Genomic DNA, 22,591 nt, shown 5'->3' with positions numbered 1-22,591 from the left:
GACCGGCGAGCGGGGGTCGTCCGGCATCTCGGCACGAGGTCGGCGTAGGGGCTTGTCACCGCAGGTTAATGATCGTTAACCTAGCGACGTGTCCGAGACCCCGAGCACCGAGACCGAGCTGAGCCTGCGCGAGCTCAGCGCCGACCTCCGCGAGCGCCTGGCGCGCGTCCGGCAGGGCGGCAGCGAGGCCGCCCGCACCAAGCACACCGACCGCGGCAAGCTGCTGCCACGCGACCGCGTCGACGGGTTGCTCGACCCCGGCAGCCCCTTCCTCGAGGTGGCCCCGCTGGCGGCGTACGGCATGTACGGCAAGGACGGAGACGAGTACGCCGTCCCGTCGGCCGGTGTCGTCGCGGGCATCGGCCGGGTGCAGGGCCGCAACTGCCTCGTGGTCGCCAACGACGCCACGGTCAAGGGCGGCACCTACTACCCGGTGACCGTCAAGAAGCACCTGCGCGCGCAGACGATCGCCGCCGAGAACGACCTGCCGTGCATCTACCTCGTCGACTCCGGTGGCGCCTTCCTGCCGATGCAGGACGAGGTGTTCCCCGACAAGGAGCACTTCGGCCGGATCTTCTTCAACCAGGCCAACATGTCGGCGCGCGGGATCCCGCAGCTGGCGGCCGTGATGGGCTCGTGCACCGCCGGTGGCGCCTACGTGCCGGCGATGTCCGACGAGACCGTGATCGTCAGGAACCAGGGCACCATCTTCCTCGGCGGCCCGCCGCTGGTGAAGGCCGCGACCGGCGAGGTCGTCACGGCCGAGGACCTCGGCGGCGGTGATGTGCACGCTCGCAAGTCGGGTGTGGTCGACCACCTCGCCGACGACGACGCGCACGCGCTGCGCATCCTGCGCGGCATCGTCGACACCCTCCCGGCGCCCGCCCGTCGCGACGCCGTCGAGGTGGAGGAGCCGCTGGAGGACCCCGAGTCCATCTACGACGTGGTGCCGTCGAGCACCCGCACGCCGTACGACGTCCGCGAGGTCATCCGCCGGCTCGTCGACGGCAGCCGCTTCCAGGAGTTCAAGCAGCTGTACGGCGAGACGCTGGTCTGCGCGTTCGCCCGGATCCACGGCCACCAGGTCGGCATCGTCGCCAACAACGGCATCCTGTTCAGCGAGTCCGCCCTCAAGGGCGCGCACTTCATCGAGCTCTGCAACCAGCGCGGCATCCCGCTGCTCTTCCTGCAGAACATCACCGGCTTCATGGTCGGCCGCGAGTACGAGAACCGCGGCATCGCCCGCGACGGCGCCAAGCTGGTCACCGCGGTGGCCTGCTCGGTCGTGCCGAAGCTGACGGTCGTGATCGGCGGCTCCTTCGGTGCCGGCAACTACGGCATGTGCGGCCGCGCCTACGACCCCCGCTTCCTGTGGATGTGGCCGAACTCCCGCATCTCCGTCATGGGTGGCGACCAGGCGGCCAACGTGCTCGCGACCGTCGCCGGCCGCGAGGACGACGACGAGTTCAAGGCACCGATCCGCGAGCAGTACGAACGCCAGGGATCGCCCTACTACGCCTCCGCGCGGCTGTGGGACGACGGGGTGATCGACCCCGCCGACACCCGGCGGATCCTCGGCATGGCGCTCGAGGTGACCTCGGCCGTGGAATCCCCGGCTCCCCACTACGGCATCTTCAGGATGTGATCGAGATGACCGAGACCACTGTGATCCGCTCCGTCCTCGTCGCCAACCGCGGCGAGATCGCGCGCCGGGTGTTCCGTACCTGCCGCGACCTGGGCATCCGCACCGTCGCCGTGCACACCGACCTCGACGCCGACGCGTTGCACGTGCGTGACGCCGACGTCGCCGTCCGGGTGGCCAGCTATCTCGACGGCGACGCCGTGCTGGCCGCCGCGAAGGAGACCGGCGCCGACGCGATCCACCCCGGCTACGGCTTCCTGTCCGAGAACGCCGGGTTCGCCCGGGCCGTCGCCGGCGCCGGCATCGCCTGGGTCGGCCCCTCGCCCGAGGTGATCGAGCAGATGGGGCGCAAGGACGCCGCCCGCGACCTCGCCGTCGCTGCGGGCGTGCCCGTCGTGCCGTCGTACGACATCGACGACGACCCGGCGACGTTCGCCTACCCGGTGCTGGCCAAGGCCGCGGCCGGTGGCGGTGGCAAGGGCATGCGCGTGGTCCGCTCGGCCGCCGAGCTGACCGAGTCGGTGGCCGCTGCGAAGCGTGAGGCGATCAACGCCTTCGGCGACGACACCATCCTGATCGAGAAGTACGTCGAGCGCGGTCGCCACATCGAGGTGCAGGTCCTCGGCGACTCCCACGGCCACGTCGTCCACCTCGGCACCCGCGAGTGCTCGGTCCAGCGCCGTCACCAGAAGGTCATCGAGGAGGCGCCCGCTCCGGCGCTCGACGACGAGCTGCGCGAGCGGATCCACGCCTCGGCCGTGGCGCTGTCCGCATCGGTGGGCTACTCGAACGCGGGCACGATCGAGTACCTCCTCGACGCCGCCACCGGCGACTTCTACTTCCTGGAGATGAACACCCGCCTCCAGGTCGAGCACCCGGTCACCGAGATCCACAGCGGCACCGACCTCGTCGAGCTCCAGCTCGCCGTCGCGGCCGGCGAGCCGCTCCCGTTCGACCAGGCGGGGCTGCGCTTCCGCGACCACGCCATGGAGGCGCGGATCTACGCCGAGGACGCCTTCGGCGGCTTCCTCCCGCAGGCCGGCACCGCCGCGCTCGTGTCGTGGCCGGCGAGCGCGCGGGTGGACCACGCGCTGGAGAGCGGCCAGGTCGTCAGCACGTCGTACGACCCGATGCTCGGCAAGGTCATCGTCAGCGGTCCGAACCGCGAGGCTGCGCGCCGCGCCCTGGTCGCCGCACTCGACGACACCACCATCCTCGGACTGACCACGAACACCGGCTTCCTGCGGGTGCTCGCGGCGAGCGAGGAGTTCGCCGAGCCGGGCGGGATCGACACGGCGTGGCTGGACCGCAACGACGTCCCCGCCCCGGATCCCGCGCCTGCCCGGCAGATCGCCGCCCGGCTGTGGCTGGACGCGCACAGCGAACCCGGCGGCCCCTTCGCCGGCGACGGCTTCCGGATGGGCAGCGCGCCCGCGCCCACCGTGGTGGAGTTCACCGACGGCTCCGTCACGGTCTCCCCGACGCAACGTCATAGGCCCCGTGGGCTCAAGGCCACGGAGCCTATGACGCAACGAGTGTCAACCCACGAGGTCGAGCTCGCCCACCAGGGTCAGCGGTACGTCTTCGTCCGCCCCGACGCCAGCACCGACCACGGCGCCGCGGTGAGCGACGGCACCATCGTCGCGCCGATGCCGGGCACCGTGCTCGACGTCCGCGTCGCCGCCGGTGACCAGGTGACCGAGGGCCAGGTGCTCGGGGTCGTCGAGGCGATGAAGATGGAGCTCGCGCTCAAGGCGCCGCACGACGGCACGGTCGCCTCGGTCGGTGCCACCGTCGGCCAGCAGGTCGCGCTCGGCGCGGAGCTGTTCGTCGTCACCGGGGCGGAGGAGCAGGCGTGAGCGCTCTCCCGATGGTCGTCCCGGAGCCGGGCCTGCCGACCAGCGTCACGATCTACGAGGTCGGTCCTCGCGACGGCCTGCAGAACGAGTCGGTCGCCGTCCCGACGGCGACCAAGGCCGCCTTCGTGCAGCGCCTGCTGGCCGCCGGCCTGCCGATCGTGGAGGCGACCAGCTTCGTGCACCCGAAGTGGGTGCCGCAGCTGGCCGACGCCGCCGAGCTGATGACCGGCCTGACCGCCGAGCTGGGCGACCGCGCTCGCGAGCTCCCGGTGCTGGTGCCCAACGAGCGCGGCCTCGACCGCGCCGTCGAGCTGGGGATGCGCCACGTCGCGGTGTTCGCCTCCGCCACCGAGACCTTCGCGAGCAAGAACCTCAACCGCACGCTCGCCTCGCAGTTCGAGATGTTCGTGCCGACCGTCGCCCGCGCCCGCGAGCAGGGCATGGACGTCCGCGGCTACGTCTCGATGTGCTTCGGCGACCCGTGGGAGGGCGCGGTCCCGGTCGAGCAGGTCGTCTCGGTCGGCGTCCGGTTGCTCGAGCTCGGCGTCGGCCAGCTCAGCCTGGGCGACACCATCGGCGTCGCGACGGCCGGCCACGTGCGCGCGCTGGTCGCCGCCTTCCGTGAGGCCGGCGTGCCCACCGACCGGCTCGCGCTGCACTTCCACGACACCTACGGCCAGGCGCTCACCAACGTCCATGCGGGCCTCCAGGCCGGCGTCACGACGTACGACGCCTCGGCCGGCGGCCTCGGCGGCTGTCCCTATGCCAAGAGCGCGACCGGCAACCTCGCGACCGAGGACCTGGTCTGGTTCCTGACCGGGCTCGGCATCGAGCACGGCGTCGACCTCGGATCGGTCGTCGCGACCAGCGCCTGGATGGCCGAGCAGCTCGGCCGGCCCAGCCCGTCCGCGGTCGTGCGGGCCCTGTCGGGCAGCGATTCCTGACGCCCCTCTACCGTGGGTGCATGAGTCGAGGACGCGCCTGGGGGTGGGCAGCGGCGCTGCGCGAGGGTTCCACGACGCGCTGGCAGGAGTGGCCGGCCGACGGCACGGGTGAGGGCGACGCCTTCCGTGACGACCTGCCCGGTGCCCAGCAGCTCGGACTGCTGCGGCGGCTGAACGTCGCGGCCGAGGGGGCCGGCCGGCGGGTCCCGCTCGCCACGGCCGACCGGGTGCTCGCGGCCGGCGTCTCCGGTCGCGGCCGGAGCGACCTGCCGCTGATCGGTGCCGACGAGCCGGGGCGCTTCGGCGCGCGACCCGTCGACCCCGACGCGCTGCCCGACGACGAGCTGCTGCGCGTCGCGTCCGCGCTGATCGCCGACGACGTCGCGTCGACCGCCCACGACCCCGAGGAGCGGACCCTCGTCGAGCGCGCGCTGGGGGTACGACGCCCGTGGGTGCGGGCCTTCCGGGTGGTCGGCGTGCAGTGGCAGGCCGAGTACGCGCGCCAGGGCCTGATCGCCCAGGGCCACCGTCCGGGTGGCCGCCGGCCGACGGCGTACCTGCTCGCCGACGACCTCGCCACCGTCCTCGCGCATGCCTGGACCGCCCGCTCGTTCGACCAGGGCGGCACGACGTGGGGCGAGTTCCTGGGCAGCTCGTCGGCCTTCGGGCACCTGCCGCCGCGCGCGGACCTCGCGCGCATGGCGCGCTCGGCCAGCCACAAGTACGGCGCCGCGCGGGTCACGATCGTGCTCGACCGTGCCGCACTGGCCACCGAGCTCGGCGTACGACGCCTGCAGGCGCCGCCCGTGCTGGGCGCCCACGCCGTCGACCTCGTCCGTCGCGTCGGCGAGCCGCTCGGCCTGCTGGTCGACGAGGCCGACCGGCCGCGCCTGCTGCGCGAGAGCCTCGGCCGGCGCCTGGACGGGCTCGGCGGCCCGGCACTGACGGTCCCGCGCCCGCGCGAGGCCTGGCTCAGCGCGCAGGCCGAGCGCACCCGGCACGAGCTCGCCGCTGCTGGCTACCCTGTGCTCGGCGATCTCGACCGGCTGGTGCCGGGCCCGCTGCCCGCGGAGCCCGTCGTCCCGGTCGACGCCGAGGTGCTCACGCTCGCGCTCGGGCTGCTCCTCGACCCGGTGACCGCGACAACCCAGGAGGACCCGACGCGATGAGCAAGCGCATCCTGCTCCACGTCGGGACGCCGAAGACCGGGACGTCGTACCTCCAGGACGTGCTCTTCCAGAACCGCTCCCGGCTGCTGCGGCAGGGCATCCTCTACCCGGCTGACCGCTTCGACGCCCACTTCCTCGCCGCGCTCGACCTGATGCGCCTGCGCTGGGGAGGCCTCGAGCGCCAGGCCGTCGGCGCGTGGGACCGGCTGGCCCAGCAGGTGCGCGACCACGACGGCACCGCGATCATCAGCCACGAGATCCTCGCGACCGCCTCGCGCACCCAGGTGCAGCGGGCGCTGAAGTCGCTCGGCCACGAGCCGGGTGGCGGCGGCGCCGAGGTCCACGTCATCGTGTCGGTGCGCGACCTCGCCCGCCAGATCCCCGCGGAGTGGCAGGAGAACGTCAAGCACCGCGCGTCCTTCCGCTACGGCCGCTTCCTGAACCTGATCCGTGACCCGGAGCGCAGCCACCGCGTGGGTGCGTGGTTCTGGGGCGCGCAGGAGATCCCCGACATCCTCGCCCGCTGGGGCGCGACCATCCCGCCGGAGCGGATCCACATCGTCACCGTGCCGCGTCCGGGCGGTCCGCGCGAGGAGCTGTGGCGGCGGTTCAGCGAGGCCTTCGGGCTCGACGACCTCGGCCTGGACCTCGGCACCGAGCGGGCCAACCCCAGCCTCGGCGTCCCGGAGTCGTCGTTGCTGCGTCGCATCAACAAGGCCGCGGCCCGCGACATCTCGCCCGCCCACTACCGGCCACTGGTGCGCGAGCTCCTGGCCCACCAGGTGCTGTCGAAGCGCACCCAGTCGCCGCGGCTCAGCCTGCCGCCGAGCGACTACCCGTGGGTCGCGGAGCTGACCGAGTCCTGGATCGCCGAGCTCACCGAGCGCGGCTACGACGTCGTCGGCGACCTCGCCGACCTGCGCGGCGACGAACCCGTGGCGCAGGGCTGGGCCGATCCCGACAAGCCCGTCGAGCGCCAGGTCAACATGGCGGCGCTGGACGCGATCCGCGCGCTGCTGCTGGAGTCCGCCGAGCGCCAGGCCGAGGCCGACCGGCTCCGCAGCAAGCTCGAGGACGCCCGCCGCGAGCTGATCCGCGCGCGCACGCCGCGGCTGATGCGCACGATGGAGTGGACCGTACGACGCCTCGAGGGCAGCGACCGCGGCCGCCAGGCCCTCGGCGCCTACCGCAAGGTGCGGGGCAGGAACTCCTTGTCGGCGTAGCGGCCCACCCGCCACGTGCTCCAGGCGTCGGCCACCAGGCCGACCGCGCCACCGACCACCGGCACCCGCTTGCCGACCGTGATCGCGAGGCGCTTGCCGATCACCCGGCCGATCAGCTCGTTGGCGAGAGCCGTCGAGATGGTCTGGTCGAGGGCGGGGTCGTGCTGCGGCGCGGTCGCGACGGCCATCGGCGGGGCCGGGAGCTGCTTCTTCTTCACCATCTTCACGACCGCGTCCTCGCCGAGGATCGACTCGAGGATCGCGTTGCGCACCCGCGGGTCCTCGAGGTCGTAGCCGCGCAGGTGCGCGATGCCCGCGACCATGCGGCTCTGGATCAGGGCCAGGCCGGCGATATTGGCCGGGGCGACGACGGCCGCCGTGACCAGGCCGCCGAGGTTGGTGGCGAAACCCTCCACGCCGGCGTACGCCACGTGGTTCTGGATCACCTCGCGGACCGCCTTGTCGACGTTGCCGTGCTGCTCGCGCAGCTGCGCCTCGGCCGCCTGGGCGGCCGGGGGCAGCGGTCCGACGCCGGTGATCGCGCGGTGCAGCGCCTCGCGCACGAACGACTGCGTCAGACCGGGAGCCATCTGGGTCACCTTGGGGGCGAGCTGGCGGGCCGCCTCGACGGCCAGCCCCTTCCTCAGACTGGGAGCCATGACTCCAATCGTAGGGTGGACCCCGACAGAGTCTCCGACGTGAGGAATCGCATGCGCTCCATCACCCGCCCGCTCGCCTCCGCTGCATCGGCCACGCTCCTGGTGCTGGCGCTCGCCGCCTGCGGGGACGGCGACGAGAAGGCGTCCGACGACAAGAGCCCGAGCGACCCGACCAGCGCGGCCACCTCGGACGCCACCAGTGACGCGACCACAGGCGGTGTCGTCGAGGCCAAGGACCTCTGCGGCGCCATCGCCAACATCGTGGCGGTCACCGGCTCCATCCAGGGCACGACGCCCACCGAGGGGGAGTGGGGCAAGCTGCAGGACGTCTACGGCGACCTGACCGAGGTCGAGCTCCCCGCCGACATCCCGGCCAACGAGAAGGCCGGCCTCGAGGTCGCCAGCGAGGCGATCACCTCGCTCAGCTACGACGAGGCCAAGAAGGCCTTCGGCGACGCGGACGGCAGCTCGGACATCCCGGGCGTCTCCAAGGAGGAGAACGCCCAGGCCGAGGCCTTCTTCCAGTGGGCCGTCAAGGAGTGCCCCGACGCCGTCGGCGGCGGCCAGGCGGCGTCCTCGGCCACGGTGCCGGAGTCGTCGGTCACCGCGGAGTGACCCACCCCGTCGAGCCACCGGCGACGCCCTGGGTCTTCCCCCGTCGGGAGGACCTCGCGGCGTTGCCGGTGCTCGACGAGCCGGATCCCGACGAGCTCGATGAGCTCGAGGACCCGGACGATGCGGGGCACGACGGTTCGGACCTGGTCGCGGTCGGGGCCGACCTCGAGCCGGGCACCCTGCTGGCGGCGTACCGGACCGGGCTGTTCCCCATGCCGGAGGGCCGCTCCGTCGGCTGGTGGTGCCCCGCGCACCGCGGGGTGCTGGGCCTCGACGAGCTGCGCGTGTCGCGCTCGTTGCGCCGGTCGGCCCGCACCTTCGAGGTCCGCGTCGACACCGCCTTCACCGAGGTCCTCGCGGCCTGCGCCGACCCGCGCCGCCCGCACGGCTGGATCGACCGGCGCATCGCCCGCGCCTACACCGAGCTGCACCGCCTCGGCTGGGCGCACTCCGTCGAGACCTGGCGCGACGGCCGCCTCGTCGGGGGCCTCTACGGCGTCGCGATCGGCGGCCTCTTCGCCGGGGAGTCGATGTTCCACCACGAGACCGACGCCTCGAAGGTCGCGCTGATGGGCCTCGTCGAGGGCCTCCGCGCCGATCCTGACGGGGCCGCCGGGCGCCGGCTCGTGGACGTGCAGTGGGTGACGCCCCACCTCGCCAGCCTGGGGGTGCGGCAGGTCCCCCGGGCGGAGTACGTCGGCGGCCTGGCCGCGCTGCTCGACGTACCGCGGTCTCGGATGTGGGACGTCTGACACCTGCTGTTCGCCGAAACCTGTGAATAACCTGAGTCGTGCGGGGCAGGGTCGTCGAGTCCGAAAGATTCCGCGAAAGGAACCCCCATGACCCCGATGAAGCGCCCGCTGGTTGCCGCCAGCGCGACCGTGCTCCTCGCCCTGTCCCTGTCCGCCTGCGGCGGCGCGCCCACCGACGCCTCGAAGGACGACTACTGCAAGGCCGTCAACAGCTTCGAGGGCAACGACGACCTCATCAAGGCCGTCACCGACGAGGACTGGGACAAGGCCGCGGACCTGGTCAAGGACGCCGTCGGCGAGATCGAGGACGTGGGCACGCCCGAGGACATCCCGGACGACGCGCGCGAGGGCTTCGAGATCCAGATCGACGCGGCCGAGGGCATCAGCGGCGACGACTTCGAGAAGGCGATGAAGGACCAGGAGGACCCGTTCGAGGCCGGTCTGTCGGGCGACGAGAAGAAGAAGGTCGAGGCCTACAACGACTACGAGAACGAGACCTGCTCCGACAGCGACAGCGACTCGGGCAGTGACAGCGGCTCGAGCGACGACGCCACCGAGGTCCCGTCGATCGACCCCGAGGACCTGCCGTCGATCGACCCCGACGACATCCCGTCGATCGACCCCTCCGACTTCGCGTCGATCGACCCCGACGACCTCGCCAGCATGCAGTCCGAGCTGGCCGAGCTCACCGAGGGCATCCCGACCGAGTGACTCGGCCGTGGCCCGTCAGCTGACCGCAGCGGTCAGATGACGACGGCGGGCTGGCCGGTGTCCGACACCATGGCCCGGCCGGCCCGCTCCCACCCGATCATCCCGTCGATCAGGTTCACGACGTCGTACCCCTGCTGGGCGAGGTACGCCGCCGCCCGCTGCGACCGTCCGCCCGCCTTGCACACCACGAGCGTCTGCGGCGCCTCGAGCTCGACGAACTCCCCGAGCCGCGCCGGCAGCTCCATCAGCGGGATGTGGACCGCGCCCTCGATGTGCGCCGCTGCCCACTCGTCGTCCTCGCGCACGTCGAGGACCAGCAGGCCCTCGGGAAGCGGGTCGGGGACGTTCTCGATCTCGATGGTGGGGATCATGCGCCCAGCCTAGGACGACGCCCGTACGTCGAGCAGGTCGCGCGGCGAGCATGGGTCTCGTGACGCCCTTCGCCCTTCATCCGCGCGTTCGCAGGCTCACGCGCGGCGGGCTCATTTGAGCAGCTTGCTCATCCGCCGGTCGGCGAGCGGCTTGCCGCCGGTCTGGCAGGTCGGGCAGTACTGCAGGCTCGAGTCCGCGAAGGACACCTCCCGCACGATGTCCCCGCAGACCGGGCAGGGCTTGCCGGTCTGGCCGTGGACGGCGAGGTTCGACTTCTTCTCCGCCTTCAGCTCGCTGGCGGCCAGGCCGCGGGAGCGCTCGACGGCATCGCCGAGGGTGTCGCGGACGGCGGCGTACAGCGTGGTCAGCTCGTCCTCGGACAGGCTGTCGGCGGGCTTGAAGGGCGACATGCGGGCGGCGTGGAGGATCTCGTCGGAGTAGGCGTTGCCGATCCCGGCGATCGTGCCCTGGTGGCGCAGCACGCCCTTGATCTGCTTGCGACCGGCGTCGGACAGGATCGCGGCGAGGCGCTCCTGCGTGAAGTCGTCGGTCAGCGGGTCGGGGCCGAGGCTGGCGATGCCGGGGACGTCGAGCGGGTCGCGGACGAGGTAGAGCGCGAGCGACTTCTTCGTGCCGGCCTCGGTGATGTCGAGGCCGGGCGTCAGGCCGTCCTGCTCGTCGAGGACGATGCGGACCGCGAGCGTGGACTTCGTGCTCGGGCGCGGGGGGATCGCGGGGACCTCGTCCTTCCAGCGCACCCACCCGGCCCGGGCGAGGTGCAGGACGAGGTGGAGGCCGCTGGCCTCGATGTCGAGGAACTTGCCGTGGCGTCGTACGTCGTCGACGAGGGCGCCCTCGATCGCGGACAACGGCGGGTCATAGGTCTTGAGGGCGCTGAACGCGGAGACGTGGACGCGGGTGATCGCGCGTCCGTCCAGCCGGCCCCGCAGGTCCAGGGCCAGCGCCTCGACTTCGGGCAGCTCGGGCACGCCGCCAGCCTATGCGCTTCCTGCCTCGGCCCACGGGGGTTGTGCCGGGGTCGGGAAGTCAGAGTCCCGGGCAGTCGCCCTCCACCTCGATCTGGACCTGGGTCGGTTCGTACGGCGTGTCCAGGGCCGCGGCGTCACCGGAGGCGAGGCTCGCCAGGTCCAGTGCGGTGCGGGTGGATCCGTCGGTGACCTCGAGGAAGACGTCGTCGGTCAAGGTCGCGGCCCCGCAGATGGCACGCGCGGCCGTGAGGAGGTCGTCCTGGTCGAAGGTGCCGTCGGGATAGGTGACCTCGACGTCCATCTCCTGGGTGAACCCGTTCTTGTGGGTACCGACGGAGACGTCCGTCGCCTTCGGGAGGGCGTTGCGGACCGCGGTCCGTACCTCGGCGTCGATGTCCGGGCCGCCGTGCTTGCCCGACCACTCGTTGCGCAGGGCGGCACACCCGGTCAGGGGCAGGGTCACGACGAGGAGGGCGGCGAGCGTTGCCCGGGTCAGCGCCACAGGACCGGTTCGCCGTCCTGCAGGTCGTAGCCGGCGTCGCCCTCGAGGGTGAACCGCACGCCGTCGACCTCGGTGCCCGAGTTGACATAGACCGGGATGCAGCCCGACAGGGTGTCGCCGTGCTGGGCGTCGATGCCGAACTCGGCATCGATGTCGCAGGGGCTGGACTCGCCGACGGCGAGCAGGCTGTTGGCCTGGAACGGGCCGACGAGGCCGACGAAGTTGCTGAGGGGGGAGTAGGAGCTGAAGGGCTCGTCACCGGTCGAGAGGAGCTCGATGTCGAGGCGGATGTAGAAGAGGGCGTGGGCGCTCGCGTTGCGGACCCCGGCCGCCAGGAGCTCGGCGGTCGTGCCGGGCTCGATGCCGGTGACCGCCACCCGCGCCAGAGCGGTGCCGCGCCTTCCGTCAAACAGCGGGAGCACGGCCTCCTCGCCGATCTCGAGCCTCGCTCCGGGTTCCGTGACCTCGATCGTCGTCGTGTCGCGACGGTCGGGGGTCGGACTCCCGGTCGGGGCCGGCACGGTGGGCTGGCTCGTGGGTCCTGTGCTCTCGTCCTGGCAGGCGGTGAGGCTGGTCAGGAGGACGAGCGAGGCGGCGAGACGGGCGGCGAGAGGGCAGACCTGGAGCGTGGGCATCAGGGGACCTGTGTGTCCTTTTCCGGCAGCGATGAAACGCATCGGCCGACATCTCGAAGGTCCGACCTGGGACTTCGTCCTGTTTCCGCATCCGGGCAGTGACCCGACCCCGAATCACCCGGTTGGTCGGGCATGAACCCCCGCCACCTTCCCCGCTTCGTCATCGCCCCCGTCGCCCTCGCGGCGGCTGCCGTCGTCGGCTTCGGACCGTCGGCCGGTGCCGTCGAGGCGGCCTGTGGCCAGCCGGGCACCCCTGCCGTCTACGACACCGTCCAGCACCCCGCGGTCGTCACCGCCGTGCCCGCCGTGACCCACCTGGAGTGGCGCTGGGAGCGCACCGTGCCGACCACCGAGGTCGAGTACAGCCGGGTGACGGCGGCGGCGCAGGGGACGTGGACCTGGAGCCGCAGTGTCGACGTGCTCGAGCGTGAGTACGTCCGCACGGTCGTCGACCGCGCGGCGGCTCCCGCGGTCGACGAGCAGTCGCACGTCGAGACCCGTGTCGTCGTACCTGCGGTCGTGTCGGTGCTGTGGGAGTACGTCCAGCAGCAGACCGGGAACACCCGCTGGGAGGTCGAGGGCTGGAACGCCGGCAACGGCGGCAAGGGCTGGTCGCCGACCGGCGCCACCCAGGAGGTGGAGGTGACACCGGCGCAGACCGAGCAGGTCACGGTCGTCGACGTCCCCGGCGTCCCCGCGGTCACCGAGCTGTCGCACGTCGAGCACACCTGGGTGCAGGGCGGGGACGCCGCCCCGGTGGGCTCGACCGCGACCGGCGCGACCCGCGTGGCCGGCAGCGTCCTCGACGACGTCGAGCTGCCCGACGGCGAGACGCCGGCCGGGGACGGCTGGGTCCGCGGCGAGTGGACGCAGACCGCGGCCGCGCAGACCGAGGAGATCTGGCTGCTGGAGGGCGACCTCGCCCCCGACGGGTACGACGCCACGGGCCACACCCGCGCCGGCACTCCCGCCGTCGGCCAGACCACCGAAACCTCCGCCACGGCCCCGGCCGGCGACGGCTGGGCCCCGGTGGCCGGGTCGGAGACGACGGTCGAGGACGCCGCGGCGTACGACCGCGAGGACGAGCCGGCCTGGACCGAGCTGGTACTGGTCACCCCCGAGGTGCCCGCGACCGACGACTGCCCGACCGAGCCGACCGACGGCGACGGCGACCCGGAGGACACCGACGAGCCCGGCGACACCGACGAGCCCGCCGTCGAGGAGCCGGCTGAGGAGGACCTGCTGGACGGCGACGTCGTCGTCGACCAGGAGGAGGGCGAGGTGCTCGGCGTCGTCGAGTCCCGGACCCCCGCCGCCGACGCGCTCCCTGCCACCGGTGCGGGTGCCGAGCCGTGGATGCTCGGCCTGGGTGCCGCGAGCGTGCTGGCCGGCCTCGGCCTGGTCCGCGGGCGTGGGAAGCACGCCGCCCGCTGAGCAGGCAGGCGGCGACGCACGGAGGTGCTGTGGGAGGACCGCTAACCTCCCGCACATGGGGATCTCCGTACTGACGAGAAGGCCGGCCGCGTTCGTCGCGGCCGGCCTTCTCGGGCTCTCCGCCGTCGCCGGGCTCACCGGGTGCGGCAGCGACGAGCCGACGGGCACGCCCGTCAACGACGTTGCCGACGCGAAGCCGGCCGATGCGCTCGAGGCAGCGCGCAAGGCGATGCTCGACCTCGACGACGTGACCTACCGCGGCACGGTCACCCTGGCCGGGCAGTCGGGTGCGCTGAAGGGATCGGCCGTCTACACCGCGACCGACGACGACAGCTGCCAGACCACGTTCACCAACAAGCGGCAGGGCCGGCTGGTCAGCCGGACGGTGGGCGGCACGACGTACGTCCGCGCCGACGTGGCGATGATGCGCGCCGTCCTGCAGTACGACGCCGCGCGCGCCGCGTCGCTGAAGGGCAAGTGGATGGCGGCACCCCGGCTGGGCGCCCGGGAGTGCGACCTGGCGGACCTGGTGCCGGACGCCGGCCAGTACGACACCTTCGAGGACGCGGGGACGGGCGAGGTCGGCGGCGTACCGGTGCGGAGGTTCACCGGCAAGGACGCCGACGGGTCGCCGTCGACGGTCTCGATCGCGACCGAGGGCGCGCCGCTGGTGCTCCAGGTGAGGACCGGTCCCGAGGGCGCGAGCACGCTGACCCTGGCGGAGAGGAACGCCGGCGTGGAGCTGCCGAAGCCGCCGAAGGACAAGACGGTCAACGCGTCCTGACCGGCCGCCGTACGACGGCGATGCGACACGCTAGGGCAATCTAGGGCTCGCTCTAGAGAGCCGGATACCGTCGGATCATGGACCCGATCCGCAACCCGTACGCGCCCGGCGCCGGCCAGCGTCCGCCCGAGCTCGCGGGCCGTGACGAGCAGCTGGCCGCGTTCGACGTGGTGCTCGAGCGGGTCTCGCGCGGGCGTCCCGAGCGCTCGCTCGTGCTGACCGGGCTGCGCGGCGTCGGCAAGACCGTGCTGCTCAACGCGCTGCGGTCGGCCGCCGTCCGCAAGGGCTGGGGCACCGGCAAGCTGGAGGCGCGGCCCGACCAGTCGTTGCGCCGTCCGCTGTCGTCGGCGCTCCACCAGGCGGTCCGCGAGCTCGGGCACCCCGAGCCCGCCGAGACCGACCACGTGCTCGGCGTGATCCGCTCGTTCGCCCAGCGCGACGCGGGCTCCGACACCAAGCTGCGCGACCGGTGGAGCCCCGGCATCGCCGTACCCGTGGTGCGGGGGCGCGCCGACTCCGGCGACGTCGAGATCGACCTCGTCGAGCTGCTGACCGACGTGGGCGGACTCGCAGCCGACGTCGGCAAGGGCATCGGCATCTTCATCGACGAGATGCAGGACCTCGGTGTCGACGACATCTCCGCGCTCTGTGCGGCCTGCCACGAGCTCAGCCAGAACGGCCTCCCGGTCATCGTCGTCGGCGCCGGCCTGCCGCACCTGCCGGCCGTGCTGTCGGCGAGCAAGTCCTACTCCGAGCGGCTGTTCTCCTACCAGCGCATCGACCGGCTCTCCCGCGACTCCGCCGACCGCGCCCTCGTCGCACCCGCGGGCGAGGAGGAGGCCGGCTTCACCGCCGAGGCCCTCGACGCGATGTACGACGCGACGCGCGGCTATCCCTACTTCATCCAGGCCTACGGCCGCTCCGTCTGGGACCTCGCCCCACGCTCGCCGATCACCGCCGACGACGTCGCCGTCGCCGGACCCGAGGCGGAGCGCGAGCTCGCCGTCGGCTTCTTCGGCTCGCGCTTCGAGCGCGCGACACCCGCCGAGCGCGACTACCTGCGCGCCATGGCCGACGCGGCCGGTGACGACGACGACCCGGTCGGCTCGGTCGCGACCTCCGACGTCGCCGCCTTCCTGGGCAAGAAGCCGCAGTCGCTCTCGCCGGCGCGGGACTCGCTGCTCAAGAAGGGACTGATCTACTCCGGTGAGCGCGGGCGGATCGCGTTCACCGTGCCGCACTTCGGGCGCTACCTCCGCACCCAGGCTCTAGCCTGACCCCGTGACTGCTCCGAGCGAGGTCCCCCAGCCGCGGTCGTTCCTGCGCAACCTGATCCCGATCCTGCTCTTCATGCTGCTGTGCGGCATCGTCGGCCCGATCTTCCTCGTGGCCGGCCTCGCCGTGCCCGACGACGAGCCGGACACGGGCTGGTTGCTCCCGACCGGCATCGCGATCACCGCGCTCGACGTCGTCATCGCCCTGGCGATCGCCAACGCCCGCACCACGAAGCAGCGGAAGATGTACCAGCTGCGCACCCACGGGCGGCGCGCGCAGGGCCGGGTGCTGTCGTTCGAGCAGACCAACGTGCGGGTCAACGACCAGCCGATGCTGGTGATCCGGCTGCGGATCGAGGGCGAGGGCGTCACCCCCTTCGAGGCCCAGGTCCGCAGCGTGGTCCCGGACATCCAGATCCCGCTCCTGCACGCGGGCACGCTGCCGGTGCTGGTCGATCCCGAGACCGACGAGTGGGAGATCGACTGGGAGGCGGCGCGGGTGATCACCCCGACCACCGCGGCGGCCGGCATCTCGCTGACCCCGCCGGTCCCGCCCGCCGACGAGCGGCCCGCCGACGAGCGGCCCGCCGCCGACCGCCTGGCCGGGCTCGACGACCTGCTGCGGCGCGACCTCGTCAGCCGCGACGAGTACGACGCCGCGCGGGCCCGCATCCTCGACGAGCTGTGACGAGCCGTAAATCATTGGCGTCCGTCTCGGGCACCGACGTAGGCTCGACGCATCATGCTGATGACTGCCTGACCTCGACTCGCGTCCGCGGCCCCGCCCGGCGAGTCCTCCTCGGAAACCCGAAGGCTTCGTCATGGCAGCACAGACCCCCTCCCTCGCCCCGATCGTGGTCCGCGACCTCACCGTCGCGTTCGGGCGTCGTACCGTCCTCGACGGGATCGACCTGGTCGCCCAGCCCGGGCGTCGGATCGGCCTGATCGGCGAGAACGGCGCCGGCAAGTCGACCCTGCTGCGGGCGATCGACGGCATCCTGCCGTCGACCGCGCAGCTCGGCGGGGCGATCGACGTACCTCCCGACCGCGCGTTCCTCACGCAGGAGCCGCCGTTCGCCGACAGCGCGTCGGTCTCCGAGGTGCTGGCCACCACGCTCGCGCCGCTGCGGGCCGCGGTGGCGCAGGTCGAGGAGCTCGCCGACCGGCTCGACGACCCCGATGTCGCCCGCCGGTACGCCGCCGCGCTGGACCACGCCCTCACCCACGACGCGTGGGACGCCGACCGGCGCGCCCTGCTCGCGGCCGAGCAGCTCGGCCTCGACGGGCTCGACCCGGACCGGCGGGTGGGGAGCCTCTCCGGCGGCCAACGCACCCGGCTCGCCCTCGCCACACTGATGACCCGGCGGCCGACCTGCCTGCTGCTCGACGAGCCGACCAACCACCTCGACGACGATGCGATCGCCCTCCTGGTCGCCTTCCTGCGCGACCTGCCGGGGGTCGTGCTCCTGACCAGCCACGACCGGGTGTTCCTCGACGAGGTGTGCACCGACCTCGTCGACCTCGACCCGGTCGGGATGGGCACCGACGGTCGCGGTGGGCGACGGTACGGCGGCGGCTGGACCGCCTACGCCGCCGAGCGCGCGGCCGCGCGACGCCGGTGGGAGGCGACCTACGCCGAGCAGCAGGACGAGCTGGCCCGGCTCCGCGAGGCGACCCGGGTCGAGAAGAGCGCGATCGCCCCCGGCCGTGGTCCCCGTGACAACGACAAGTTCATCCATGCGTTCAAGGGCCAGAACGTGGACCGCGCCCTCGCCCGGCGCAAGAAGGACGCCGAGCGACGGCTGGCCGAGGCGGAGGAGGTCCAGGTGCGCAAGCCCCCGGCGCCGCTGCGGCTCTCGGCGGCCCTCACCGGCGACGGACCCGGTGCCGGGAGCGGGCGCGTCGTCGACGTGCGCGACCTCGAGGTCGTCGGCCGGCTCCGGCTCCCCGTCCTGTGCGTCGACGCCGGCAGCCACCTGCTCGTCACCGGCGCGAACGGCTCGGGCAAGTCGACCCTGCTCGGCGTCCTGTCCGGCCGGGTCGCCGCCACCGCGGGCGACGTGTCGGTCCGCGCCCGCCGCGTCGTCGAGCTCACCCAGGACCCGGTGTTCCCGGACCTGACCGCGACCGCGGCGGCGACGTATGCCGCGCTGGTCGGCGACGAGCTCGCCGAACGGCGCCCGCTGCGCTCCCTGGGCCTGCTCCACCCGCGCGAGCACGCCAAGCCCGTCGTGCTGCTCTCGGTCGGGCAGCGCCGTCGCCTCGCCCTGGCCGTCGCGGTCGCCACCGCCCCGGACCTGCTGCTCCTCGACGAGCCGACCAACCACCTCTCCCTCACCCTCGTCACCGAGCTGGAGGAGGCCATCGGCGAGAGCGTCGGGACCGTGGTGGTGGCCACGCACGACCGCTGGCTGCGCCGGCGCTGGGACGGCGCAGCCGTGGAGCTCAGCCGGTGAAGGCGTAGGCGTCGAGCGGGTACCTCTTCGCCGCCCACATCGTCTCCAGCGTCGTCGCCGCCCGGAAGGGCACGTCGCCGTTGTCGTCGAAGTAGTAGCTGTTCGCCAGGCCGCACGAGTCCTGGAAGAACACCTGGTGCTTGCGACGGCCCAGCGCCGAGGCGAAGTACGCCGCATTGGCCTCGCGGGTCACCTCGACGCGGGTGGCGCCGACCTTCCGGGCCTGTCGGAGCGCCCGGACGATGTGGGCGCCCTGGGTCTCGATCAGGTTGAAGTACGACGAGCCGTTGTAGCCGTAGGGCCCGAGGATCGTGAAGAAGTTCGGGAAGCCCGGCACCGAGACGCCCTGGTAGGCCTGGAAGCGGTTCTCCTCCCACCACTTGTCGAGGTCGAGGCCATCGGCACCGCGCACCGTGAAGGGCGGCATGTTGCCCTTCTCGAACACCTTGAAGCCGGTCGCCAGGATCAGTACGTCGGCGGTGTGCTCGGTGCCGTCGGCGGTCCGTACGCCGGTCGGGGTCACCGCGGCGATCCCGTCGGTCGACAACGTGACGTTGTCGCGGTTGAAGGTCGGGAGGTAGGAGTTCGAGAAGCTCGGCCGCTTGCAGCCCAGGGCGTAGCGGGGCGTCAGCTTCTCCCGTACCGACGCGTCGCGGACGGCCCGGCGCAGGTAGGCGTGGCCGAGCCGCTCGCCGACCGCGGCGACCGGGACGAGGCCGGCGAAGTGGGCGGCGACGGGGAAGGTGAGCTCGACGAAGGACTGGCTCGCGAGCCGCGAGACCTGCTTCGCCCCCGGCACGCGGCGCAGGGCGGCGCGGGCGGCACCGGGCAGCGGGGCGTCCGGCTTCGGGAGGCACCAGATCGGCGTGCGCTGGAAGACGGTGAGGTGCTCGGCGGCCCGCGCCAGGTGCGGGATCGCCTGCACGGCCGAGGCGCCGGTGCCGATGATCGCGACCTTCCGGCCGGTCAGGTCGACCGAGTGGTCCCAGCGCGCGGTGTGCATGACGGTGCCGGTGTAGTCGGCCAGTCCGTCGATGTCGGGCAGCTTGGGCTGGGTCAGCACCCCGGTCGCGCTCACGACGTGGCGTGCGGTGACGGCCTCGCCGCCGTCCAGCTCGAGCCGCCACAGGTGCGCCTCGTCGTCGAAGGTCGCGGCGGTGACCGTCGTCCGCAACCGGGTACGGCGGCGCACGTCGTACTTGTCGACGCAGTGCTCGGCGTACGCCTTCAGCTCGCGCCCGGGGGCGTAGACCCGCGACCAGCCGGCGACCTGCTCGAACGAGAACTGGTAGCTGAAGGACGGGATGTCGACGGCCACACCGGGATAGGTGTTCCAGTGCCAGGCACCGCCGAGGCCGTCGCCGGCCTCGAGCAGGAGGTAGTCCTCGAAGCCCGCTCGGGACAGCAGGATCGCCGCCCCGATGCCGGAGAAGCCGCCGCCGACGATGACGACCTCGTGGTCGGGCTGGGCAAGGAGCGTCATGCGAGGAGGTCCTCTCGGTGGGCGGCGGTGGTGCCGAGGATGATGCAGTCGACACGGTGCTCGATGCCCTCGGCGCTGCGGAGGCCGCCGGGGACGAGGGCGTAGACGGGCCAGGAGATCAGCGTGCAGTGGGGTTCCTGCAGGGCGGCGTAGTAGCGGCCGTCGACCCGCGGCCGGTGCCGGTTGAAGCGGGCGTCCGGGGTGAGCCGTCGGCGGGTCCACGGGTCGCGCACGCGCAGCCGCAGGCTCAACCGCGCGGCGGGTACGGCGAGCGCGCGGGGGAGCGGGAGCGGCAGCGGGAGCAGCCAGTCCGGCTCCTCCTGGAACACCTTCACCGCCCGGGCGGTGCGGACCACCTCCGGCACGATCACCGCGGCCTCGCGACCGGGCGCGATCACCGCCACCGACAGCCCGGTGAACGCACGGCCCCGCCACTGCGCGCCGCGGAGCAGCTCGCCGTCGTACCGGGTCGTCGTGGCGGTCACGAGGCGACCGGCTCGTGGGTCAGCTCGTCGACCCACGCCTGCGGCCGGCCGAGCACCTTCGCCGGGACGAACGAGGTCAGCTTGACCATGGGGTCGGCCAGCAGCCGGTGGTACGGCGACGAACGGTCGATGATCATCGCGGCCTGCGCCTTCAGCACGTGGTACGCCGGGATCCGCGACGTGTGCGCTCCCCGGGAGCCGATCGTGGCGAAGCGCTTGACCGCGTTGTAGAGCTTCTGCTCCGGCAGTCCCATCGCGACGATGTTGTCGCGCATCTTGTTGATGAGCGGGGTGAACACCACGATCAGCCCGATGACCACCTGTGGCGACAGCAGGGCGAGCGACTCGATCAGCAGCTTGTGCAGCGGCCCGGCGCCGATCAGCTCGAGCACCTGGAAGTCGACGGTGATGTGTCGCGCCTCGTCGGAGTTGATGTGCCGGAAGACCTCGTGGCAGACCGGGTCGTGCACCTCGTCGAGCAGGAACTTCACCAACGCGCCGTCGAGCGCGCACTCCAGCAGCGGGATCAGCGTGGCCAGGCCGGTGAGCGGCAGCGTGTCGCCGAAGTCGTCGAGCACCTTGATCGCCAGCTTGACGTTGATGTTGGGCTCCGGCGGGTTGCCGTCCTCGTCGAGCATGCCCCATCGCTTCATCAGGGCGAGCTCGGCGTTCGCGTGCTTCTGCTCCTCGGCGTGGAAGTACTCGTAGATCCGCTTGATCGTGGGCGTCGGCGCCTTCTTGGCCAGCGACGCGAAGCCGCGTGCGCCGACGTGCTCGATCCACACCAGGTCCGCCATGAACGGCTTCATCTTGGCGCGCACCTCGTCGGTCACCAGCTCGGCGCCCGGGGCGTCCCAGTCGATGTCGGCGAGCGACCACTGCTTGTCCTTGATGGTCTGCAGCATCGCGTCGAAGTCGTAGGTCGCTTCCGTTGCGGTGGTCATCGGTGAGCACCTTCCTCATCGGGGACGAAGCGGCCGAGCAGCCCGGCCGCGCGGGTGTAGGGGGCGGGGAGCAGGCGCTTGGTGCGCCAGAGCAGCTGGGCGTCGAGCTGCGGTACGACGTAGAGCCGGCCCTTGTCGTGGGCGTCGAGCGTGGTCCGCGCGACCCGCTCGGCCGAGAACCCGGCGATACGGGCGATGCGGCGGGCCATGCCGGCGGCGCCGGGGTCGATCAGCTCGCCGTCGAAGATGTTGGTCCTCACGAAGGTCGGGCAGAGCACGGTGACCGCGATGCCGGTGCCGGCGAGCTCGGCGGCGAGGGTCTCCGAGAGGCTGACCACGCCGGCCTTGCTGACGTTGTAGGCGCCCATCCGGGGCGCGGCGGTGAAGCTCGCGGCGGACGCGACGTTGATGACCCCGCCGCCCCGACCGGCCTCCCTCAGGGTCGGCACGAACACGTGGCAGCCGTTGATCACGCCCCAGAGGTTCACCCCGAGCGTGCGCTGCCAGTCGGCCAGCGGCGCCTCACCGACGACCTTGCCGCCGGCACCGATGCCGGCGTTGTTGACGACCAGGCGGGGCGCGCGGTCGAGCCAGTCGACCGCGCTGTCGTGCAGGGACTGCACCTGCGCGACGTCGGCGACGTCACAGGCCACGGCGAGCGCCTCACCGCCGGCCGCCTCGATCGCGGCGACGGTCTCCTTGGCCGCCGTCTCGTCGAGGTCCGCGCAGACGACGCGGCCACCGCGCCGGGCGAGCTCGCGGGCGAAGGCCCGCCCGATCCCGCTGCCGGCGCCGGTGACCACCGCGTCGGCGTGCTTCGTGCGTCGTGCCATGGCTCTAGGCCTCCTTCACCAGGGTGAGGGCAGCGCGGCGGCGCTGCACCTCGAGCTGGTCGTCGATGAACTCCGCGGCCACCGCCAGGGCGCGGTCGGCCTCCGGGACGACGCGGGAGAGCGCCTGGAAGACGTGCATCTGGTCGGGCCAGACCTCCAGGCGGCAGGCGGCGCCGGCGGACTCCAGTCCGCGGGCGAGCTCGATCGCGTCGGCGGCGAGCATCTCCCGCGCCCCCGCCTGCACCAGCGTCGGTGGGAACCGGTCCGCGCCGTCGAAGGAGAAGCTCAACCGCGGAGCCGTCGGCGCGTGGCCGGCGATGTACAGGTCGAGCAGTCGCGCCGCCCGGGCCGCGGAGATCATCGGGTCGGGGCGCATCCGTTCGCGTGCGGCGGCCAGCGACATGCTGAGGTCGAGGACGGGCGAGAACGCGACGAGTGCCGCGGGCGCCGGACGACCCTCGCGGATCAGCTCGAGGGCGAGGTCGACGGCGAGGTGACCACCGGCCGAGTCGCCGGCGAGCACGATCCGTTCGGGCTCGTGGCCCTCGTTGACCAGCCACTCGTACGCCGCCCGCACGTCGTCGGCCGCCGCGGGGAAGCGGTGGTTCGGGGCCAGCCGGTAGTCGCAGGCGAACACCGGCAGCCCGGTCCTCGCGGACAGCCGGGTGGTGATGCCGCGGTGGGTGCGGGCCGAGCAGATCGTGTAGGCGCTGCCGTGGACGTAGAGCACCACGCCGTCCTCGCGCTCGGCGCCGGGTCCGCGGACCCACTCGCCGCGCGGCGAGGGTCCGCTGCTCACGGGCCGGGCGACGCGGACCACCCGGCT

General features: G+C 72.8%; 23 protein-coding genes. 13 read left to right on the top strand and 10 right to left on the bottom strand.

Going from position 1 to position 22,591, the window contains the following annotated elements; translation table 11 throughout:
• Positions 1-88: 88 nt before the first annotated feature.
• The 5 genes from ASE20_RS13890 to ASE20_RS13870 are packed head-to-tail and all read left to right on the top strand — an operon-like array spanning position 89 to position 6,837.
• On the top strand, positions 89-1,645 hold the full coding sequence (locus tag ASE20_RS13890; protein ID WP_056895102.1) for a carboxyl transferase domain-containing protein: 1,557 nt from the start codon (positions 89-91) through the stop codon (positions 1,643-1,645).
• A 5-nt stretch (positions 1,646-1,650) separates the two neighbouring features.
• A complete protein-coding gene (locus ASE20_RS13885) occupies positions 1,651-3,501 on the top strand; it encodes an acetyl/propionyl/methylcrotonyl-CoA carboxylase subunit alpha (RefSeq protein ID WP_056895208.1) in 1,851 nt (616 codons plus the stop codon).
• An 11-nt stretch (positions 3,502-3,512) separates the two neighbouring features.
• Positions 3,513-4,445 (top strand): hydroxymethylglutaryl-CoA lyase, encoded by a 933-nt coding sequence (locus ASE20_RS13880; RefSeq protein ID WP_056895101.1) that lies wholly within the window; start codon positions 3,513-3,515, stop codon positions 4,443-4,445.
• 20 nt (positions 4,446-4,465) lie between these two features.
• Entirely contained in the window at positions 4,466-5,614 is a 1,149-nt protein-coding gene (locus tag ASE20_RS13875; protein ID WP_056895100.1) for a hypothetical protein, read from the top strand.
• Positions 5,611-6,837 carry a hypothetical protein gene (locus tag ASE20_RS13870; protein WP_056895099.1) on the top strand — a complete coding sequence of 409 codons (1,227 nt, stop codon included), beginning with the start codon at positions 5,611-5,613 and terminating at the stop codon, positions 6,835-6,837. The genes ASE20_RS13875 and ASE20_RS13870 overlap by 4 nt, the downstream gene beginning before the upstream one ends.
• Here ASE20_RS13870 and ASE20_RS13865 read toward each other — a convergent pair.
• On the bottom strand, positions 6,798-7,496 hold the full coding sequence (locus ASE20_RS13865; RefSeq protein WP_056895098.1) for an EcsC family protein: 699 nt from the start codon (positions 7,494-7,496) through the stop codon (positions 6,798-6,800). The genes ASE20_RS13870 and ASE20_RS13865 overlap by 40 nt on opposite strands.
• Before the next feature lie 39 nt (positions 7,497-7,535).
• On the opposite strand from ASE20_RS13865, the gene ASE20_RS13860 reads away from it, so the two are divergent.
• The 3 genes from ASE20_RS13860 (at position 7,536) to ASE20_RS13850 (ending at position 9,574) form a co-directional block, all read left to right on the top strand.
• Positions 7,536-8,111: a hypothetical protein gene (locus ASE20_RS13860; RefSeq protein ID WP_157538528.1), complete on the top strand. Its 576-nt coding sequence runs from the start codon at positions 7,536-7,538 to the stop codon at positions 8,109-8,111.
• Positions 8,108-8,863, top strand: a complete 756-nt coding sequence (aat, locus tag ASE20_RS13855) for a leucyl/phenylalanyl-tRNA--protein transferase (RefSeq protein ID WP_056895096.1) — start codon at positions 8,108-8,110, stop codon at positions 8,861-8,863. The genes ASE20_RS13860 and aat overlap by 4 nt, the downstream gene beginning before the upstream one ends.
• 87 nt (positions 8,864-8,950) lie before the next feature.
• A complete protein-coding gene (locus tag ASE20_RS13850; RefSeq protein WP_056895095.1) occupies positions 8,951-9,574 on the top strand; it encodes a hypothetical protein in 624 nt (207 codons plus the stop codon).
• 32 nt (positions 9,575-9,606) lie between these two features.
• Here the strand turns inward: ASE20_RS13850 and ASE20_RS13845 are convergent, their stop codons facing one another.
• The 4 genes from ASE20_RS13845 to ASE20_RS13830 form a co-directional block, all read right to left on the bottom strand.
• Positions 9,607-9,945 (bottom strand): rhodanese-like domain-containing protein, encoded by a 339-nt coding sequence (locus ASE20_RS13845; protein ID WP_056895094.1) that lies wholly within the window; start codon positions 9,943-9,945, stop codon positions 9,607-9,609.
• A gap of 111 nt (positions 9,946-10,056) precedes the next feature.
• Positions 10,057-10,935 (bottom strand): Fpg/Nei family DNA glycosylase, encoded by an 879-nt coding sequence (locus ASE20_RS13840; protein WP_056895093.1) that lies wholly within the window; start codon positions 10,933-10,935, stop codon positions 10,057-10,059.
• Positions 10,936-10,993: 58 nt separating this feature from the next.
• Positions 10,994-11,398 (bottom strand): hypothetical protein, encoded by a 405-nt coding sequence (locus tag ASE20_RS13835; protein ID WP_157538527.1) that lies wholly within the window; start codon positions 11,396-11,398, stop codon positions 10,994-10,996.
• Between the two features lie 29 nt (positions 11,399-11,427).
• Positions 11,428-12,072, bottom strand: coding sequence for a hypothetical protein (locus ASE20_RS13830; RefSeq protein WP_056895091.1), 645 nt, complete (start codon positions 12,070-12,072; stop codon positions 11,428-11,430).
• Positions 12,073-12,204: 132 nt separating this feature from the next.
• Here ASE20_RS13830 and ASE20_RS24755 point away from each other — a divergent pair, with 132 nt between their 5' ends.
• From ASE20_RS24755 to ASE20_RS13805, 5 genes are all read left to right on the top strand, one after another.
• A complete protein-coding gene (locus tag ASE20_RS24755; protein ID WP_056895090.1) occupies positions 12,205-13,506 on the top strand; it encodes an LPXTG cell wall anchor domain-containing protein in 1,302 nt (433 codons plus the stop codon).
• Between the two features lie 55 nt (positions 13,507-13,561).
• Complete coding sequence (locus ASE20_RS13820) at positions 13,562-14,290, top strand: hypothetical protein (RefSeq protein WP_056895089.1); 729 nt, start codon at positions 13,562-13,564, stop codon at positions 14,288-14,290.
• 77 nt (positions 14,291-14,367) lie between these two features.
• The gene (locus ASE20_RS13815) at positions 14,368-15,567 is read left to right on the top strand and encodes an ATP-binding protein (RefSeq protein ID WP_056895088.1); all 1,200 of its coding nucleotides are present in this window, start codon (positions 14,368-14,370) and stop codon (positions 15,565-15,567) included.
• A gap of 4 nt (positions 15,568-15,571) precedes the next feature.
• Entirely contained in the window at positions 15,572-16,252 is a 681-nt protein-coding gene (locus ASE20_RS13810; RefSeq protein WP_056895087.1) for a hypothetical protein, read from the top strand.
• Positions 16,253-16,385: 133 nt separating this feature from the next.
• Positions 16,386-18,020, top strand: coding sequence for an ATP-binding cassette domain-containing protein (locus tag ASE20_RS13805; RefSeq protein ID WP_056895086.1), 1,635 nt, complete (start codon positions 16,386-16,388; stop codon positions 18,018-18,020).
• On the opposite strand, the gene ASE20_RS13800 is transcribed toward ASE20_RS13805, so the two are convergent.
• From ASE20_RS13800 to ASE20_RS26045, 5 genes are read right to left on the bottom strand one after another with little or no spacing between them, the layout of a single operon-like run.
• Positions 18,010-19,503 carry a flavin-containing monooxygenase gene (locus tag ASE20_RS13800; protein ID WP_056895085.1) on the bottom strand — a complete coding sequence of 498 codons (1,494 nt, stop codon included), beginning with the start codon at positions 19,501-19,503 and terminating at the stop codon, positions 18,010-18,012. The two genes, ASE20_RS13805 and ASE20_RS13800, sit on opposite strands and share 11 nt — an antisense overlap.
• Positions 19,500-19,988, bottom strand: a complete 489-nt coding sequence (locus tag ASE20_RS13795) for a hypothetical protein (protein WP_056895084.1) — start codon at positions 19,986-19,988, stop codon at positions 19,500-19,502. The genes ASE20_RS13800 and ASE20_RS13795 overlap by 4 nt, the downstream gene beginning before the upstream one ends.
• Entirely contained in the window at positions 19,985-20,932 is a 948-nt protein-coding gene (locus ASE20_RS13790; protein WP_056895083.1) for a hypothetical protein, read from the bottom strand. The genes ASE20_RS13795 and ASE20_RS13790 overlap by 4 nt, the downstream gene beginning before the upstream one ends.
• Positions 20,929-21,765, bottom strand: a complete 837-nt coding sequence (locus ASE20_RS13785) for an SDR family NAD(P)-dependent oxidoreductase (RefSeq protein ID WP_056895082.1) — start codon at positions 21,763-21,765, stop codon at positions 20,929-20,931. The genes ASE20_RS13790 and ASE20_RS13785 overlap by 4 nt, the downstream gene beginning before the upstream one ends.
• A gap of 4 nt (positions 21,766-21,769) precedes the next feature.
• Entirely contained in the window at positions 21,770-22,495 is a 726-nt protein-coding gene (locus ASE20_RS26045; protein ID WP_235538821.1) for an alpha/beta hydrolase, read from the bottom strand.
• Positions 22,496-22,591 lie beyond the last annotated feature (96 nt).

It is taken from the genome of Nocardioides sp. Root240, from assembly GCF_001428825.1.
Taxonomy (GTDB): Bacteria; Actinomycetota; Actinomycetes; order Propionibacteriales; family Nocardioidaceae; genus Nocardioides.
The sequence above is the reverse complement of the archived record's forward strand: the minus strand, read 5'-3'. Positions and strand labels throughout refer to the sequence as shown.